General features: G+C 72.5%; 20 protein-coding genes. 4 read left to right on the top strand and 16 right to left on the bottom strand.

Annotated features, from left to right (window positions below):
• Positions 1-2: 2 nt before the first annotated feature.
• The 3 genes from JYA75_RS11180 to JYA75_RS11170 all read right to left on the bottom strand — a co-directional run bounded on the left by JYA75_RS11180 (position 3) and on the right by JYA75_RS11170 (position 2,553).
• Positions 3-935, bottom strand: coding sequence for a cation diffusion facilitator family transporter (locus JYA75_RS11180; protein WP_006945361.1), 933 nt, complete (start codon positions 933-935; stop codon positions 3-5).
• A 69-nt stretch (positions 936-1,004) separates the two neighbouring features.
• Positions 1,005-2,150, bottom strand: coding sequence for an FUSC family protein (locus JYA75_RS11175; protein WP_043802373.1), 1,146 nt, complete (start codon positions 2,148-2,150; stop codon positions 1,005-1,007).
• Complete coding sequence (locus JYA75_RS11170; protein ID WP_029545418.1) at positions 2,137-2,553, bottom strand: DUF3151 domain-containing protein; 417 nt, start codon at positions 2,551-2,553, stop codon at positions 2,137-2,139. Before JYA75_RS11170 ends, JYA75_RS11175 begins: the two co-directional genes overlap by 14 nt.
• 80 nt (positions 2,554-2,633) lie before the next feature.
• Here JYA75_RS11170 and JYA75_RS11165 point away from each other — a divergent pair, with 80 nt between their 5' ends.
• The gene (locus JYA75_RS11165; protein ID WP_203330027.1) at positions 2,634-3,605 is read left to right on the top strand and encodes a hypothetical protein; all 972 of its coding nucleotides are present in this window, start codon (positions 2,634-2,636) and stop codon (positions 3,603-3,605) included.
• A gap of 69 nt (positions 3,606-3,674) precedes the next feature.
• Here the strand turns inward: JYA75_RS11165 and fbaA are convergent, their stop codons facing one another.
• A complete protein-coding gene (gene fbaA / locus JYA75_RS11160; RefSeq protein WP_006945356.1) occupies positions 3,675-4,712 on the bottom strand; it encodes a class II fructose-bisphosphate aldolase in 1,038 nt (345 codons plus the stop codon).
• Between the two features lie 150 nt (positions 4,713-4,862).
• Between fbaA and JYA75_RS11155 the strand changes: the two genes are divergently transcribed.
• The gene (locus JYA75_RS11155) at positions 4,863-5,642 is read left to right on the top strand and encodes a VTT domain-containing protein (RefSeq protein ID WP_203330026.1); all 780 of its coding nucleotides are present in this window, start codon (positions 4,863-4,865) and stop codon (positions 5,640-5,642) included.
• Between the two features lie 23 nt (positions 5,643-5,665).
• Positions 5,666-6,331, top strand: a complete 666-nt coding sequence (locus JYA75_RS11150; protein WP_006945353.1) for a DedA family protein — start codon at positions 5,666-5,668, stop codon at positions 6,329-6,331.
• Here JYA75_RS11150 and JYA75_RS11145 read toward each other — a convergent pair.
• The 5 genes from JYA75_RS11145 to JYA75_RS11125 all read right to left on the bottom strand — a co-directional run bounded on the left by JYA75_RS11145 (position 6,328) and on the right by JYA75_RS11125 (position 10,750).
• Positions 6,328-7,392 carry a GTP-binding protein gene (locus JYA75_RS11145; RefSeq protein ID WP_050035710.1) on the bottom strand — a complete coding sequence of 355 codons (1,065 nt, stop codon included), beginning with the start codon at positions 7,390-7,392 and terminating at the stop codon, positions 6,328-6,330. The genes JYA75_RS11150 and JYA75_RS11145 overlap by 4 nt on opposite strands.
• A gap of 17 nt (positions 7,393-7,409) precedes the next feature.
• Positions 7,410-8,570 carry a glycoside hydrolase family 76 protein gene (locus tag JYA75_RS11140; RefSeq protein WP_203330025.1) on the bottom strand — a complete coding sequence of 387 codons (1,161 nt, stop codon included), beginning with the start codon at positions 8,568-8,570 and terminating at the stop codon, positions 7,410-7,412.
• Between the two features lie 76 nt (positions 8,571-8,646).
• Entirely contained in the window at positions 8,647-9,312 is a 666-nt protein-coding gene (locus tag JYA75_RS11135) for a TrmH family RNA methyltransferase (protein WP_006945344.1), read from the bottom strand.
• A 2-nt stretch (positions 9,313-9,314) separates the two neighbouring features.
• On the bottom strand, positions 9,315-9,935 hold the full coding sequence (locus tag JYA75_RS11130; protein ID WP_203330024.1) for a hypothetical protein: 621 nt from the start codon (positions 9,933-9,935) through the stop codon (positions 9,315-9,317).
• 47 nt (positions 9,936-9,982) lie between these two features.
• Positions 9,983-10,750 carry an SDR family oxidoreductase gene (locus JYA75_RS11125; RefSeq protein WP_050035713.1) on the bottom strand — a complete coding sequence of 256 codons (768 nt, stop codon included), beginning with the start codon at positions 10,748-10,750 and terminating at the stop codon, positions 9,983-9,985.
• A gap of 63 nt (positions 10,751-10,813) precedes the next feature.
• Between JYA75_RS11125 and JYA75_RS11120 the strand changes: the two genes are divergently transcribed.
• Entirely contained in the window at positions 10,814-11,260 is a 447-nt protein-coding gene (locus tag JYA75_RS11120; protein WP_006945336.1) for a hypothetical protein, read from the top strand.
• 54 nt (positions 11,261-11,314) lie between these two features.
• Here JYA75_RS11120 and JYA75_RS11115 read toward each other — a convergent pair whose 3' ends face one another.
• The 7 genes from JYA75_RS11115 to JYA75_RS11085 all read right to left on the bottom strand — a co-directional run bounded on the left by JYA75_RS11115 (position 11,315) and on the right by JYA75_RS11085 (position 17,211).
• Positions 11,315-12,064, bottom strand: a complete 750-nt coding sequence (locus tag JYA75_RS11115; protein ID WP_043796727.1) for a lysoplasmalogenase — start codon at positions 12,062-12,064, stop codon at positions 11,315-11,317.
• A 46-nt stretch (positions 12,065-12,110) separates the two neighbouring features.
• Positions 12,111-13,253, bottom strand: a complete 1,143-nt coding sequence (gene galK / locus JYA75_RS11110) for a galactokinase (protein WP_050035714.1) — start codon at positions 13,251-13,253, stop codon at positions 12,111-12,113.
• Positions 13,250-14,356, bottom strand: a complete 1,107-nt coding sequence (gene galT / locus JYA75_RS11105; RefSeq protein ID WP_050036416.1) for a galactose-1-phosphate uridylyltransferase — start codon at positions 14,354-14,356, stop codon at positions 13,250-13,252. The genes galK and galT overlap by 4 nt, the downstream gene beginning before the upstream one ends.
• Positions 14,357-14,375: 19 nt before the next feature.
• Positions 14,376-14,915, bottom strand: coding sequence for an orotate phosphoribosyltransferase (pyrE, locus tag JYA75_RS11100; RefSeq protein WP_006945331.1), 540 nt, complete (start codon positions 14,913-14,915; stop codon positions 14,376-14,378).
• Between the two features lie 78 nt (positions 14,916-14,993).
• On the bottom strand, positions 14,994-15,605 hold the full coding sequence (locus tag JYA75_RS11095; protein WP_082120270.1) for a LemA family protein: 612 nt from the start codon (positions 15,603-15,605) through the stop codon (positions 14,994-14,996).
• Positions 15,606-15,713: 108 nt separating this feature from the next.
• Positions 15,714-16,502 carry an SDR family oxidoreductase gene (locus tag JYA75_RS11090; protein WP_006931242.1) on the bottom strand — a complete coding sequence of 263 codons (789 nt, stop codon included), beginning with the start codon at positions 16,500-16,502 and terminating at the stop codon, positions 15,714-15,716.
• Between the two features lie 49 nt (positions 16,503-16,551).
• Entirely contained in the window at positions 16,552-17,211 is a 660-nt protein-coding gene (locus JYA75_RS11085) for a hypothetical protein (protein ID WP_006931240.1), read from the bottom strand.
• Positions 17,212-17,217 lie beyond the last annotated feature (6 nt).

The following is a 17,217-nucleotide window of genomic DNA, read 5'->3' as shown; positions in this document are numbered from 1 at the left end:
CCCTACCAGGTGACGTTCTCCTCGCAGCGCCGCCCGTTGACGGTCGTCTCCACCTGGACGGTGGCGTGCTCGAGCCCGTGGGAGGTGAGGACGGCGCGGGCCGACTCGAGCACCCACTGCCCGTCGTGGTCGCTGATCAGGTGCACGGTGGCGACGTCCATGCCGGTGGTAAGGGTCCACACGTGCAGGTCGTGGACGCCGGTGACGCCGGGCAGGGCGGACAGGTCGGCGCGCACCCCCTCGACGTCGAGGTGGGCGGGCGAAGCCTGGGTGAGGATGCGCAGAGACGCCGCGGCCAGGCGCACCGCCCGCGGCACCACCCACAGGGAGATGAGGACGCCGACGACGACGTCGGCGAGGCTCCAGTCGAACAGCAGCACGAGGGCACCGGCGACGAGCACCCCGACGCTGCCGACCGCGTCGGCGAGCACCTCGAGGTAGGCGCCGCGCACGGCGAGGCTGTCCTTGGCGTCGGCCCGCAGGAGCAGCATGACGACGAGGTTGGCGGCCAGGCCGGCCGCCGCGGTGACCACCAGCGCCGTCCCGGGGATCTCCGGGGCGTCACCGATGCGGCGGATCGCCTCGTAGAACACCCACACCGCCACCGCTAGCAGCAGCGCGGCGTTCGCCATGGCGGCGAGTACCTCGGCGCGGTGCCACCCGAAGGTGCGCGCGGCCGCCGTGCTGCCCCGCCGGGCCAGGATCAACGCGACCATGCCCATGGACATGCCCACCACGTCGGTGAGCATGTGGCCGGCGTCGGCGAGCAGGGCCAGCGAGTCGATCCACAGGGCGACGCCCGTCTCGAGGATCAGGAACGCGACCAGGACGACGAGGGCGATCGCCATCCGCCACAGCCGTCCCTTCGACGGGCCGGCCCCGCCGGGAGTGCTCGTCCCGGAATGGCCGTGCGAGTGGCCGTGTCCGACGCCCATGGTCCTCCCTCCGAAGTTTCGGCAATCATATGCAGACATACGCATATGTTCAACGGAGAGGGGAGCCGCTCAGGACTCGGGGGGATACGCCGGATGCTCCACCGTCGGGGGCAGCGTGGCGATCGCCGAGACCCGCTCGAGGCCGGCCACCTGCAGCAGGTCCACGATCAGCGAACGAATCTGCGCGAACACCACCGTCGAGGACAGGCCCGCCCCCGCCACGAGGTCCGGCTTCATCTCCCGGGCCACGCTGCGCAGCACCCGGGCCGCCTCCGCCTGATCGGGCTGCTCCCCCGGCTCGGCGAGGACCATCAGCCGCAGCACGTCCACCGCCCCGGCCAGCTCCTCGATGCGCCGCACCAGCCGCGGGTCGAGGATCTCGTCGTCGCGCACGAGCGAGAGCGACCGGCGCGCCAGCACCCGCGTGTTGCGCATGGCGTTGTCGATCGGGTCCGCCGCGGCCATGAGGCGCTCGAGCCGGGGCCGGCTGTTCCAGTACAGCGGCGAGATGCGGCTCACCTCCTTGCCGCCGGAGATGTTGGCGCGCATCGCGTCGATCGCCGACTGCGTGGCCCGGGCCTCCCTGAGGGCCGCCTCGATGGGTTTCGGGTTGTTCTCGACCAGGCCGGCCTCGACCTTGCGCAGCACGTCCGCCGTGGTGGACAGCACGTTCGCCGCCTCCCGCCGCGCCCGGCGCACCGGGTGGGTGGGGATGACGGCGACGACGGCGATGCCGACCAGCCCGCCGATGAGGGCGTCGACCATTCGGTCGATACCCCCGGACCCGCCGGGTGGGATCAGGGTCGCCACCAGCACCGCCGAGTTCCCGGCCTGCATGGAGAAGATCGGGCCGCTGTTGAGCGCGACCGCCGTGCCCATCGCCATCGCGACGACGAGCGCGATCTGCCACGGGCCGCTGCCGATGAACGAGATGATCAGGTCGCCGACACCGATGCCCACGGTGACACCGCAGACGAGTTCGACCGACCGTCGCATCCGCGCACCCAGTGACAGCCCGAGCGACACCACCGCCGCGATGGGCGCGAAGAACGGCTGCTCGTGCCCGACCGGCCCCGTGGCGACCCACCAGGCGATGCCCGCTGCCAGCGCGCACTGCAGGATCGGCAGCGCCGAGGAACGCAGGCGGAGCCCCGACGTGCGCAGCCGCCGGCGCGTGCCCACCCTGGTGGGTAACCGGGGACTAATCGACGCCAAGTGCTTCGGCGGCGCGCGGGTCGCAGTCCTCGAGCAGGTCGAGGCAGCGGGCATGCTCGTCGGCCTCGCCGATCTCCTTCGCCGCACGGGCCAGCGTCGCGACGCACCGCAGGAAGCCCCGGTTCGGTTCGTGGTCGAACGGCACGGGACCGAAGCCCTTCCAGCCGTTGCGGCGCAACTGGTCGAGACCGCGGTGGTAGCCGGTGCGGGCGTAGGCGTAGGCCGCGATCGTCTCGCCGCGCCCGAGGGCGGCTTCGGCCAGGTAGGCCCAGGCGATCGACGCGGTCGGGTGGTCGGCGGCCACCTTCGCCGGGTCCTCGTGGTTCAGCAGCGCCGACTCCGCCTCGTCGTCGCCGGGCAGCAGGGTGGGTTGGGGTCCGAGAAGGTCACCGAAAGACGTCATGGCCACCATTGTGCCCACCGCCCGAAGACGGTCGATAGGCTGCCCGGGAGAACAGCCGTCCGTCCAGCAAGGGGGATCGCGTGCCGGATCCGAAGAACGAAGACACCACCACGTCTCCCCGTCCGGCGACGGACACCCCCGGGTCCTCCGCGGAGCACGACGACGCCGAGGACCCGGCGCCGCGCGCGGGCTCGGAGCGCGACACCCCCGGCGACGACGCGCCGGCCCCCGCCGGTGCCGCGGATCCCGCCGCCGCCCCGGACACGCCGGCCGCACAGGCCGGGCCGGCCGCGGCGAGCGAGGCGGAGACCGTGGCCATCCCGGCCACGCGCCGCGCCGAGCCCGCGCCCTCCCCCGCCGACGCACCCACCGCACGTATCCCCGTCACCACGCACACCCCCAAGCAGGCGCCGCAGCGGATCGAGCCCGATCGGGCGGCCGGACGCGCGGAGCCGCAGCGGGTCGCCCCCCAGCGCGCCGAACCGCCGCGCATCCAGCCGACGCGGGTCCCGCCGCCCCGGCCGGAGGCGCGGCGTGTCGAACCCCAGCGCATCGAACCCCAGCGCGTCCAGCCGGTCCCGGGGCCGCAGCGCATCGACCCGGTCGCACCCGCCCGGCGCAGCCGCCGGGGCTGGGCGATCGCGGCCCTCGTCGCGGGCCTGCTCGTCGTCGCCGCGGTGGCGGCCGCGGCCGTGAAGGTCTACCTGGACGACCGGGCGGCGAACTCGCCGGAGGCTCGGATCCGGACCACCGTCGAGACCTTCGTCCGGGCGCTCGCCGCCGGCGACCTGACGACGCTGCGCACCACGACGTGCGGCGGCCTGCAGGAGTTCTACGCCTCGGTGCCGCCCGAGCAGTTCGCCGACATCCACCGCACCGCCGTCGACCAGGGCACCGTGCCCGTCGTCACGGGCATCGACAAGGTGCAGATCACCGACGGCCAGGCCATCGCGCAGGTGACGGCGCACCCGGCCGGCACCCCGACCGACGTCACCCAGCGCACCTTCGACCTGGCCCAGGAGGGCGAGGACTGGAAGGTCTGCGGGGAGTGAAACGACGCGAGCGGTGACGCGGGCCGGGCCCGCGTCACCGCTCGTGTGGGATGACCGCGCAGGGACGGATCAGCCGGCGGACACCGAGCGGCCCGCGGACTTGAGGTCGTTGCAGGCCTCGACGACCCGAGCGGTCATCGACGCCTCGGCCTTCTTCAGGTAGCTGCGCGGGTCGTAGGTCTTCTTGTTGCCGACCTCGCCGTCGATCTTCAGCACACCGTCGTAGTTGGCGAACATGTGGCCGGCGATCGGGCGGGTGAACGCGTACTGGGTGTCGGTGTCGACGTTCATCTTCACCACGCCGTAGCTCAGCGCCTCGTCGATCTCCGACTTCAGCGAGCCGGAACCGCCGTGGAAGACCAGGTCGAACGGCTTCGAGCCGGCGGGCAGGCCCAGCTTCTTCGAAGCGGCGGCCTGGCCGTCGGCCAGCACGGACGGCTCGAGCTTGACGTTGCCCGGCTTGTAGACGCCGTGGACGTTGCCGAACGTCGCGGCGAGCAGGTATTTGCCCTTCTCACCGGCGCCGAGCGCGTCGACCGTCTTCTCGAAGTCCTCGATCGAGGTGTAGAGCTTCTCGTTGATGGCGTTCTCGACGCCGTCCTCTTCACCGCCGACGACGCCGATCTCGACCTCGAGGATGATGTTCGCGTCCTTCGACAGGGCCAGCAGCTCCTGGGCGATCTGCAGGTTCTCGTCGATCGGGATGGCCGAGCCGTCCCACATGTGCGACTGGAACAGCGGGTTCTCGCCGTTCTTCACCCGCTCCTGCGAGATGGCGAGCAGCGGGCGCACGAAGCCGTCCAGCTTGTCCTTCGGGCAGTGGTCGGTGTGCAGCGCGATGGTGACGTCGTACTTCGCGGCGATGACGTGCGCGAACTCGGCGAGCGCGACGGCGCCGGTCACCATGTCCTTGACACCGAGGCCGGAGCCGAACTCGGCGCCACCCGTCGAGAACTGGATGATGCCGTCGCTGCCGGCGTCCGCGAAGCCCTTGATGGCGGCGTTGATGGTTTCGGACGAGGTGCAGTTGATGGCCGGGAACGCGAAGGAGTGATCCTTGGCGCGGGCGATCATCTCGGCGTAGACCTCGGGAGTCGCGATTGGCACGGCGGCTGTCCTCCAGATGAGAGTCGATGGGTGCCTCCCCGGGGGTGCGGGAGGCGCCAGGGTTGTCCCTGCAGTATGTCAACTGCCGGCGCGGGGACACAGTCGGGTGCCCGCCGTGATTCGGGCCACCGGCATCCCACCGGTACTCTGGTGGCCGTGAGTGTGCTCGGAGGCCTGGAGTCCGTGACCGTCGTCCCGGAGAGCGTGACGAATCTGGCGTTGCTGCCGGGATTCCTGGACCCGGTGAACCTGCTCAACTCCTTCGGCACCTGGGTGCTCATCGGCCTGCTGCTCGTGGTGTTCATCGAGTCGGGTCTGCTGTTCCCCCTGCTGCCGGGCGACTCGCTGCTCTTCACGGCGGGCCTGATCGCCGCCTCGAAGTCCGAGGAGATCCCGCCGTTCGCGCCGCTGTGGGTGCTGATGGTGACGATCCCGATCGCGGCGATCCTGGGCGACCAGGTGGGCTACTGGATCGGCGCCAAGGGCGGCACCCGCCTGTTCAAGAGCTACGACGCGAAGATCCTCAACAAGCAGTACATCGACCAGTCCGAGGACTTCTTCCAGCGGCACGGTCCGATCACGATCGTCCTCGCCCGGTTCGTGCCCATCGTGCGCACCTTCGCGCCGGTCGTCGCGGGCGCCTCCCGCATGCGGTATCCGGTGTTCCTCACCTACAACGTCGTCGGTGGTGTGCTGTGGGGCGCCGGCGTGACGCTGCTGGGCTACCTGCTCGGTCAGATCGCCTTCATCCGCGACAACATCGACATCATCTTCCTGCTCATCGTGTTCGTCTCCGTCGTCCCGATCCTGCTCGAGATCGGCAAGCACCTGATCGCCAAGCGCAGGGCCGCGGCCGTCACGGAGGCCGAGGCCGAGGCCACGGCCGACACGGTGCCGGTGCCGACGACCCGTCGCGACACCACGCCCTGAGCACGCGCGCGAACGCGTCCTCCATGATTCTCGCCGCGGAAACCTTCGGTCCTCTCGAAACCGCCGGGCCCGCCCTGGTGTGGCTCGTCGTCGTGACGTTCGTGTTCGTCGAGTGCGCGATCATCCTCGGACTGTTCCTGCCCGGGGACTCCATGCTGCTGACCGCCGGCGTCGTGCTGGCCGCCCACCATTCCGGTGCGGCGCAGGTGTGGGCCCTGGCGGTCGGCGCGATGGTGGCCGCGATCGCCGGGAACCAGGTGGGGTACGTGATCGGCCACCGTCGCGGCCACCACCTCATCGCCCGCCGCAACGGCCGATACCTCAACGCGGCCAACCTGCGGAAGGTCAATGTTCTGCTCGACCGGTACGGGTTCTGGGCGGTGCTGATCGCCCGCTGGATCCCGTGGGTGCGCACGCTGTCGCCGCTGGTGGCCGGGGCCGCCCGGATGAACCACACCCGGTACACGATCGCGTCCACGATCGGCGCGATCCTGTGGGCGCCCGTCCTGCTGCTCGTCGGGTTCTACTTCGGCGAATACCTCGAGCGGGTCTCGTGGCTGCTGCCGACGGTCCTCGCCGTGATGGCCGCCGTCCTCGTGGTGGGCACCGTGCTCGGCGTCCGGCAGTACCGGATCGAGATGGCGCGGCCCGCGGTGGACGTGGAGATCGCGGACGTCGACCCCGACTAGGAGGGCCCGGCCACGAGAGCCGGATCCAGGAGGCGGCGCGGGGTGTCCGGGTCCAGGCGCACCCCGATGAAGACGATCTCCTGGCCCGGCGTCTCGCCGGTCAGAGACCACGGCTGCGCCGGTTCGAGCATCAGGTTGGGGCCGGCCTGCGACCAGATCGCCGCGGTGTCCGGGTCGTCGGCGAACCAGCAGAAGCCCTTGCTGCGCAGCACCCCGTGCAGGTTCTCCACCGCCGCCTCGAGCCGGGCCCGGTCGAAGGGGCGGTCGGCGCGGTAGACGACGCTGCGGATGCCGTACTCCTCGGTCTCCGGGGTGTGACCGCCGGCGAGTTCCTCGGCCCAGCCCGGGGCGAGCGCGGCCGCCTCCGGGTCGTAGCGGCCGGTGCCGAGGACCTCGTCGATCGGGACGGCGCCGTGGACGGTGCGCAGCAGCCGCGCCGTCGGGTTGAGCCGGCGCAGCGTGGCCTCGACGGCCCCGGCGACGGCGTCGCTCACCAGATCGGTCTTGTTGACCAGCAGCACGTCGGCGAACTCGACCTGCTCGACGAGCAGGTCGGAGATGCTGCGCTCGTCGCCTGCGCCGGCCTCGAGCGCACGGTCGTCGAGGCGGTCGCCGCGCGCGAGCTCGGCGAGGAATGTGGCGGCGTCGACGACGGTGACCATCGTGTCGAGGCGCGCGAGCCGGCTGAGGCGGAAGCCGTCGTCGAACTCCCAGTCGAACGTCGCGGCGACGGGCATCGGCTCGGAGATGCCGGTCGACTCGATGACGAGATGGTCGAACCGGTTCTCCCGGGCGAGCCGCGCGACCGTCTCGATCAGGTCCTCGCGCAGCGTGCAGCAGATGCAGCCGTTGGTGAGCTCGACGAGCTTCTCGGTGGTGCGGTCGAGGCTGCCCTGGCCGGCGACGAGCGCGGCGTCGATGTTGATCTCGCTCATGTCGTTGACGACGACCGCGACGCGCGCACCGTCGCGGTTGGCGAGGATGTGGTTGAGCAGTGTGGTCTTGCCCGCGCCGAGGAAGCCGGAGAGCACGGTGACGGGCAGGGGCGTCGCGACGGTCATGCCGTCGACGATAGCCGTTATCGATAACCGTTTTCAAAACGGGTGCCGTCGGGCCGCGCGGCGCTCGGCCCGGGCGCCCGCTCGGCGGCCACGGCGTAGGCCGACTCCATCAGCATCCACCCGCTCAGCTGCACCGACAGATCCCGCTCGGCCACCCCCGAGCTGCGCACCGTGCCGCCGGAGAAGCGCGCGATCCCGGGGGCCGTTCCCGGGAGCCGCGCCTGCACGGACCAGTCCCGCCCGAACAGGGGCAGCCCCTCGATCTGCAGGCGGTTCGCCCACGCGGCCTGCGCGGACGCGAGCACGATCCGCGCCGCGACCCGGCGCGCCCGTTCGTCCTCGGGATCGACCACCGGCAGCGTCGTCGCGACCATCGCCAGGTACCGGACGAGGATGCCGTTGAACAACCCACCGTCCCCACCGCCGCCGCCGGTGATCACCCCCCGTTCGGTCAGCTGGTTGTCGACGGCCTCGACGAGGGCGTGCACCCGCTCCCGGTGCCGCGGATCGCCCATCTGCACCGCCAGCTCCGCCTCCAGGCCGAGCACGACGCCCTGGCAGTACGTGTAGACGGCGCGCTCGACCCGGTCGCGCCGGATCCCGTCGAAGATCAGGCCGGTCTCCGCGTCGTGCAGCGTCTCGTGGATCCAGTCCGCCATCTCCTGGGCCCGCAGCAGCTTTCCGGTGCGGGCGAGCAGCAGGCCCGCCGGGCCGTTGGCCGGGGTGTTGTAGAAGTCGTCGCGGCGCCGCCAGGGGATGCCGCCGCCCCGCTCGGGCGCCCACGCCGCGAACAACTCGTTCTCGAGGACGGCGATGGCGTCGCGGCGGTCGACGTAGAGGTGCCGCTGCGCCCGCTCGAGCGCCAGGCCGAGCCAGGCCATGTCGTCGAAGTAGTTGTTGGTCCAGCCGGCGAGGTTGCGGATCCGGTGCGAGCGCGTCAGCCGCAGCACCCGGCGCCGGCGCCGCGGCGTCGCCTCCCGCTCGGCGGCGTCGACCGCGAGATCGATCAGGTGGGCCTGCCACCAGTAGTGCCAGGTGAGGAAGAGCCGTTCGCGGCGCACCGCCGGCCAGCCGACGACCCCGAGCGCGGTGCCGGGCAGCGCCCACAGCCGCCGCACGTGCCGCGACATGACTGCAGCCTCCGCGAGATCCGCCCGCTCGGCCCACACATCCGACATGTCGTCGCCAACCTCGTCTCACCGTCGCTACCGATACCAGCTTTCCCCTATCGGCCGCTCCCCGTCGAACGTTTCTTCACCAGGCCCGGTCGAGATCGGCGTGCTGCCGGATCCAGGCGTGCATCGCGATCCCGGCGGCGACGCCGGCGTTGATGCTGCGGGTCGAGCCGAACTGGGCGATGGACACGGTCGTCGCCGCGACCTCCCGCGCCCGCGCCGTGACACCGGGCCCTTCCTGGCCGAACAGCAGCATGCACGCGCGGGGCAGCTGCGCGGTCTCGAGCGGCACCGATCCGGGTGTGTTGTCCACCGCGACGATCGTCAGTCCCCGTCCGGCTGCCCAGTCGATCAGGGAGTCGACGTCGGGGTGGTGCACGAGATGCTGGTACCGGTCGGTCACCATGGCCCCGCGACGGTTCCAGCGCCGGCGGCCGACGATGTGCACGGCGGCCGCCGCGAACGCGTTGGCGGTGCGCACCACCGTGCCGATGTTCGCGTCGTGCCCGAAGTTCTCGATCGCCACGTGCAGCGGATGACGGCGGGTGTCGATGTCGGCGACGATCGCCTCGCGCGTCCAGTAGCGGTAGGCGTCGACGACGTTGCGGCGGTCGCCGCGGGCGAGCAGCTCCGGATCGTAGCGCGGATCCTGCGGCGGTTCGGTGCCGAACTCCTCGGCCCACGGGCCGCACCCGTGCGGGTGCTCGCCCCACTCGGTGGGGCCGGGAGCGTCGTCGAGTTGCACGGTCAGAAGGTCGTGTTGGAGCCGGCGGCGATCGTGAAGCCGTGACCGGTGGCGTCGTTGGCGCAGGTGACGTCGGCGTCGGTGGTCTCGCACGTGTAGCCGAGCTTGCTCAGCCGCGATCCGCTCGGCAGCACCGGGTCGTCGCCGCCGGAGGTGTAGACCGAGCCGCCCGAGCACATGAACTCCGCCGGGCCCGCGTCCTGTACGCGAATACCGTTGCCCCAGTTGACCATACAATTCTCGGGACGCGGGGGGACCGGATCGGTGGCGCCCTCGCAGCCGGCCTCGGTGCGCGAGGGGAGTTTGACGATGCCGCAGCGGAACCCGCCGTCGGGGCTGGTGAAGTAGTACGACTCGTTGCGCTCGTACTGCACGTCCGCCAGCGTCGTCGGCGCGCTGTCGGGGGCCGGTGCCGGCGGCGTGGTCGTCGTGGTCCCGGTGGCCGTCGTGGTCCCGGGGGCCGTCGGCGCGGGTGCCGCGGTCGTGGTGGTGGTCGTGGCGGCCACGCTCGCCGACGACGCGGCGGCCGGCTGCCCCACGCCGTCCGCGGTCCCTCCGCACCCGGCCAGTGCCAGCACCGCCACCGCGGCCGCACCGATCGACGACATCCGACGCACGTTCACCCGACTCCTTCCGTCGCTGATCCGTCCGCCACTCTAGCGAGACCGCGTCAGCTGCCGGTCACCCACCGGTTGACCAGGCGATTGAGCCGGGTGGGCGTAACCTGCGCGAGGGCGGCGAACGCCTTGGCCTGCCAGCCCACCGCGTGGTGCACACCCGACGGCCGCCGCCCGGGGCGGGTCAGGTCGTAGAGATCCCGGGCGACGTCGTCGGCAGTGAGCCGGATCCCCAGCCGCCGCGCGGCGCCGACGTTCAGGTCCCGGGTCATCGCCGTCTCGACGAACAGCGGCCACAACGCGATCACCCGGACCCCGTGCGGGGCCCATTCCAGATCGAGCGCCTCGGTCAGCCCGCGCACGGCGAACTTGGTGGCGCTGTAGGTCGCGAGCTCCGGCTGGCCGTAGAGCGCCGACGCCGAGCAGAGGTTGACCACCTGGGCGCCGGGCGTGCGGCGCAGGTACTCGAACGCGCTGTGGCAGCCCGTGATCGTGCCGGTGACGTTGACGTCGACCATCTGCCGGTGCCGTTCGAGCGCGGTCGTCTCGAACGGTCCCGACGCCAGGAGGCCGGCGTTGTTGACGAGCAGGTCGAGGGTGCCGTCGGTGCAGAACCCCTTCAGCGCCCGCTCCCAGCCCGGCGCGTCGGTGACGTCGAGAACGCCGGTGACGATGCCGGGCTGCTCCGCGGCGAGCACCTCGAGGCCCGCCGCGTCGACGTCGACGGCCGCGACCCGGTAACCGCGGCGGGCGAAGAGCAGTGCGGTGGCGCGGCCGATCCCCGAGGCGGCGCCGGTGACGAACACACTGGGTGAATTCATGGATGCAGCGTAGCGACGACGGACGTGGCGCAGGTCACGGACTATCCTGGCATCGGAGGAGCAATGAACCACGTTCGAGTCGTTCGTGCCGTCGCATTCGTCACCGCCGGGTACATCGTCGTCCTGGCGCTGTGGCTGGGCCTGTTCGTCGCCAACTCCCCCGAGGGCACCGTCCCCTACCAGATCATGTTCCTGCTGGCCGCGTACGGCTCGGCGCTGGGCATCGCCATGATCCTCGCCGGGCGGCCGCCGCGCGCCGACCGCCGCCTCGCCCGCCGCGGCCTCGAGGGCTGGGCCACCATCACCTCGGCCCGGCAACTCGGCCACACCGTCGACAACGGCGAGCTGACCGAACTGGACCTCGACCTGACGGTGCCGGGCTCCGAGCCGTACCACGGACGGGTGCTCTACGAGGTTGCCCGCGAGGATCTCGCCCGGTTCGAGCCCGGCCGGGTCGTCGGCATCCGGGTCGACCCCCGCGACCGCGACCGGATCGTCCTCTGCCCGTAGGCGACGTGCGCACGAAAGTGGACGCACGCACGAAAGTGCCTGTCGCGCCCGTCGTTACCCGCGCAGATAGCCCCGGCGCGCGCGAGTGCCGTCCCGGCCGAGGGCGAGCTTGCCCTCGACGAGGAGCAACTGCGCGAGGGCGTACGTCGCGAGCACGAATCCCTCTGCCGCGGCCCGGGTCCGCTGCGACCGCAGCAGCACCCGCCGCACGACGATGGTGCCGTCGGACAGGGTGAAGACCAGGCCGCCGGCGCCCAGCCAGCTGCGCCGGTCCTCGTTCGGGATCGGCAGTCCGGCCACCCGCCGGGCCCCGGGCGCGAGCGCCGGATCGGCGGCGAGGGTCGCGGTGGTGCCCAGCAGGGCGCCGTACCCGGTCAGCGGCGCCGCCACCTCCGGGGACCGTGCGCCGAGCAGACCGGCGGCCCCGAGCGCTGCGACCGCCCGCGGCACCGCCGCCGACCGCGTCGGACGGGCACCGCGACGCACCAGCAGGGCCGAGTAGCAGGCCTGCATCACGGCGAACGACGACGCACCGCGCAGCAGCCGGGCGTCGTCGTCCGGGTCGATCATGAACACGTCGCCGACGGTCGCGCCGGTCAGCCCGAGCAGCAACAGGGCGGTGTCGAGCCGGTCGGTGTGCGGGGCGTGCCGCAGCACCCGCACCGCCAGCGACGGGCCGATCAGCGGCTTGGCCACCCGCTGCAACCGCTCGTTGCCGAGCACCCCGCCCACGACCGTCGCCGCCGCGGCCGCGGCGAACACCGCATGCTCGGCGTTCCACTTGTCCCGGCTGAACCATCCCATGGCCGGCAGCGTACCGACCCGCACGACGTCACCCGGCCGCCTTCCCTCAGGAGCAGCGCCGGGCGCCCGCCGCCGCCACCGCACGCAGGAACTTCGGCCGCGGCAGGTCCCGCTCGCGGGCGGCCGCCGTCACGGCCTCCGCCACCGCGGCGACGTCCGTCGCCCGGCACAGCGCGATCGCGGATCCGCCGAATCCGCCGCCGACCATCCGGGCCCCGAGCGCCCCGGCGGCGCGGGCGGCGTCGACGGCGCTGTCGAGTTCGACGGAGCTGACCTCGAAGTCGTCGCGCAGCGACCGGTGCGCGGCGTCGAGCAGCGGCCCGAGCCGGTCCGGGGCGTCGTCCCGCAGCGCGGCGACGGCGGCGCGCACCCGGGCGATCTCCGTGACGACGTGCCCGGCCCGGCGCCGCAGCACCGGATCGGTCAGCGCGTCGAGCGCAGCCACGGTGTCGACCTCGCGCAGACTCGTCACGCCGAGCCGGCGCGCGGCCTCCTCGACGTCGCGGCGCCGCTGCCCGTACGGCCCGTCGACGAGGCGGTGCGGCGCGTCCGTGTCGACGACGAGCAGCGCCAGGCCGTGCGATTCCAGGTCGATCGGGATGTGCTCGACCGCTCCGGTCGCGCAGTCCAGCAGCAGTGCACGACCGGCCCGGCCGCGCAGCGCGATCTGCTGGTCCATGCCGCCGGTGGGGGCGCCGACACAGTCGTTCTCGGCCCGCGTGCAGGCGGCGGCGAGGGCGGCCCGGCCGGCATCGTCGACCGGCAGCCCGTACAGCTCGGCCAGGGCGAGGGCGACGGCCGCCTCGAGTGCCGCCGAGCTGGACAGGCCCGCCCCCACCGGCACGTCGGAGGCGATCGCGACGTCGACGCCCGCGAACCCGGGCGGGTCGAGCGTGTGAATCACCCCGGCGACGTAGGCGGCCCAGCCGCCGGTGCGTCCTTTGGGCGGCTGGAGCAGCCCAAAGGACGCACCGGCGAAGCCCTCGCTGACGAGCCGCACCGCCCCGTCGTCGCGGCGACGCACCGCCGCCGCCGTAACCTGCGGCAGCGCCAGGGGCAGGCACAGCCCGCCGGCGTAGTCGACGTGCTCACCGATCAGGTTGACCCGGCCCGGCGCGCACCACACCCCCTCCGGTACCCCACCGAACTCCCGGGCGAACTCGGCCGCCGCGGCCGCGCACACCTTCATCCGGCGAGCTCCTGCAGTCGCGCCGCGATGCGTTCGGCGGAGGTGTCGCTGATCCATACACCCATCGCGGACTCCGAGCCGGCCAGGTACTTGAGCTTGTCGGCGGCGCGGCGCAGCGAGAAGATCTGGCAGAACAGACGACCGTACGGTCGCTCGTCGCCGACCGGCGCCTGGTGCCAGGCCGCGATGTAGGGGACGCGGTCCACGCCGTCGAAGAACAGGTCCACGCGGCGCAGCAACTCCCGGTAGGCCACCGCCAGCTCGTCGCGCTCGGCGTCGTCGAGGGCGGCGAGGTCCGGCACGTCGCGATGCGGGGCGAGGTGCACCTCGATCGGCCACCGCGCCGCGGCCGGCACGTAGGCGGTCCACCGCCGCCCGGACCACACGATGCGCGTGCCCGCCCGGCGTTCGGCCTCGAGCACGTCGCGTTGCAGCAGCCGGCCCGTCGCGGCGTGGTGCGCGCGGGCCCGCTGCACCAGCACCTGCGAGCGCGCCGGCAGGAACGGGTAAGCATAGATCTGCCCGTGCGGATGTTGAAGCGTCACACCGATTTCCGCACCACGGTTCTCGAAGCAGAACACCTGCCGCACGTCGGGGGCGGCCGAGAGCTCGGCGGTGCGGTCGGCGAGCGCATCGAACACCGTGCGGGCCCGCGCGACGCTCAGGTCGGCGAACCGGGCGTCGTGGTCGGCGGTGAACGCGACCACCTCGCAGCGGCCCGTCGCGGGTCGTCGCGGCCACAGCGGGTCGCCGTCCACCGGACCGGCGACGGCGCCACCCGGCCCGAGGGCCGGGAAGCGGTTCTCGAACACCACCACGTCGTAGTCGTCGGCGGGGATCTCGGTGGCGGCCCGGCCCGGACGGGTGGGGCACAGCGGGCAGTCCGCGGGGTCCGGCAGGAAGGTGCGGTCCATGCGGTGCGCCGCGGAGACCACCCACTCCCCCGTCAGCGGGTCGAAGCGGAGTTCGGACGCGGCCCCGGCCGACGGTAGCCGCCGCGTGTCGTGCCGCTCCCGCACCGCGCCACCACCGACGTACGGCTCGGTGTCGTCGAAATAGAACAGTTCCCGGCCGTCCGCGAGGCGCGTCGCGGTCCGTCGCACCCGCCCGGCCACGGAAAACCTAGGCGTCCTGCAGTCCCAGGTCCTGCAGGCCCAGCAGGTAGCGGTACTCGACGCCCTCCGCGGCGATCACCTCGCCGGCACCGGTGGCCCGGTCGACGACGGTGGCGACACCCACGACCGTCGCGCCGGCGTCGCGCAGGGCCTTGACCGCGGTGAGCGGAGAGTTGCCCGTGGTGGTCGTGTCCTCGACTACCAGGACGCGCTTGCCGAGCACGTCGGGCCCCTCGATCTGCCGCTGCATGCCGTGCGCCTTGGCGGCCTTGCGGACGACGAACGCGTCGATCGGGCGGCCGGCGGCGTGCATGACCGCGAGCGCCACCGGATCGGCACCCATGGTGAGGCCGCCCACGGCGTCGAAGTCCCAGTCGGCGACCAGTTCCCGGATGAGCTTGCCGATCAGCGGGCCGGCCCGGTGGTGCAGGGTGGCGCGGCGGAGATCCACGTAGTAGTCGGCCTCTTTGCCGGACGACAAGGTCACCTTGCCGTGCACCACCGCCAGTTCGCGAACCAGCGCAGCCAACTCCTCGCGATCACTCATCGCAACCCCTCACCGTCTCTCGTTCCACGCCGCGCCCCGAGAGCGCCGGCGACGACGAGCCTAGTCGGGGTCCGACGGTCAGGCCGCGACGGTGTCCGATCCGCCGGTCGGCGCGTCGCGTCCGGGGGCGGAGGCGGGAGCCGTCGCGGCGGGCTCCGGCGGGGCCACGGCGGTGGGGGCGGGCGGGGCGGCGACCTCGAACAGCGGGACGGGTCCGACCGCGGCGAGGCGCGCGAACACCGAGGCCGGGAAGGTGATGGTCGCGGTGTTGATGGCGCGGCCGAGGTCGTTGTGGACGCGGGCGGCCCCGGCGATGCGCTGCTCGCGGGTCTGCAACTCGCGGGCGACGCGGATGAACGGCCAGTGGTTGACGCCGTCGAGGACGCCGATCAGGTCGTGCAGGGCCGCCGACAGGGTGTTCTCGGCCGCGGCCCGCTCGCCCAGGGGCAGCCGCTGGTCGCGCATGGCGATTGCCAGGGAGCGGGCTCCGACGACGGGGCTGAGCCGGCTGCGGTCCATGCCGGCGCCGGCGGAGGCCGCGACGAGGGCGGGCACCTGGTCGTAGCGGTCGTCGAGTTCGTTGGTCAGCAGGCGCAGGCTGTCGCGGTGGCGCAACTTCAGCACCCGGAGGCGGCGGACGGCGGCGCGCGTCCACAACAGCAGTACCACCACGACCGCAACGACAATCACAAGAGCCACAGACGTCACAGGGCGGAATCTACCGCGGGGCCGAGGGGACGCCCGAGTCGCGACGCGCCGTGTCGGCGCGCCGTGTCCGGACCGTTACCTGCGCTGGGCCTACGTCCGTCCCCGGCCGCGGCCGACCAGGTTGGTCGCCCTGCGCACCAGGTTCTTCGGGACGAGCCGGCCCACCGTCGTGAGCACCTTGTACTGCAGGCCCGGAATGCTGATCACCTTGCCGGCCTCGAGGTCGGCGAGGGACGTGCGCACCACCGTGTCCACGTCGAGCCACATCAGTTCCGGGATCGAGCTCATCTCGATCCCGGCCCGCTCGTGGAACTCGGTGTGCACGAAGCCGGGGCACAGCGCCTGCACCCGCACCCCGGTGCCGGCGAGGCCGCCGGCCAGTCCCTCGGTGAACGAGACGACGTAGGCCTTGCTCGCCGAGTACGTCGAACCACGCCCGGAGAGCAATCCGGCGACGCTGGCGACGTTGACGATGCTGCCCCTGCCTGCCGCGATCATCGGCGGCAGCGCGGCCCGGGTCAGCTGCATCACGGCGGTGACGTTGACGTCGAGCTGCGACTGCAGCAGAGCGGGGTCGGCGGTCCAGAATTCGCCGGACGTACCGAACCCGGCGTTGTTGACGAGCATCTCCACGCCCTCGGCGAGGCGCCGCGCGACGGAGGCGCGGCCGTCCTCGGTGGCCAGGTCTGCGGCGAGGATCTCCGAGGTGGTGCCGAAACGCGACGTCAGTTCGTCGGCGAGGGACCGCAGGCTCTCCTCGCGACGGGCGACGAGCACGAGGTCGTACCCCTTGCCGGCGAGCGCGCGCGCGAAGCCTGCGCCGATGCCGGACGTGGGGCCGGTGATCAGGGCGACGGGCCGGGTGGCAGCGGAAGTCATGGGCTAAAGCTAGCGCAGCGCGCCGGCCGCTTCCGGTGACGCGGTGGGCTCAGCGCCGCGCGGAGGGGCGGCCGGGGTCGTGCGCGACCCGGTCGAGTTCCTGCGGCTCCACGATCGGGGGCAGCACGTGCAGGATCCCGGAGAGCCGGGCGACGGTCTCGATGGCCGAGTCCCATTCCCGGCCGGTGCTGCCCACGGGGATCGAGCCGAGGGTCCATTCGCCCTCGCTCCACAGCATCTGCACGTGCGGCGGGATCGACTCGGTGTAGGCGACCATGCGCTGGTCACAGATGCGGCGGGCGATCTCGAGGTCGGTGGCGAACACGATGCGCGGACCGATGGCGCCGAGCAGGTTCATGTCCGAGTCCTTCGGCGGCGGCGTCGACTTCAGGCGCAGGTCGATGTCGACGTCGGAGCCGACCTTGCGGCGCACCGCGACGATCGTCGCGGTCTCCTCGATGTCGAAGAGGATGAACTCCTCGCCGCGGCGGATGCCGTGGACCACGTCCACCGCGCCGAGATACTCCTGCTTGGCCAGGGCCGCCCGGTGCCAGTGCCCGGGCAGGGTGTCGTCGGCGGCGCTGTACTTGTAGCCCTGGGCGCGCGCCCAGATCTCGCGCACGCGGCCAGACTGTTCGCGGCGCGTGCGGTCGATGTAGAGCAGCACCAGCGCACCCGCGAGTGCGATCGCCGCCAGTCCGAACCACATAACCGT

Origin of the sequence: Rhodococcus sp. PSBB066 (genome assembly GCF_017068255.1) — a bacterium.
Classification (GTDB): Bacteria; Actinomycetota; Actinomycetes; order Mycobacteriales; family Mycobacteriaceae; genus Rhodococcus; species Rhodococcus aetherivorans.
This window is presented reverse-complemented; position numbering and strand designations above follow the sequence as displayed.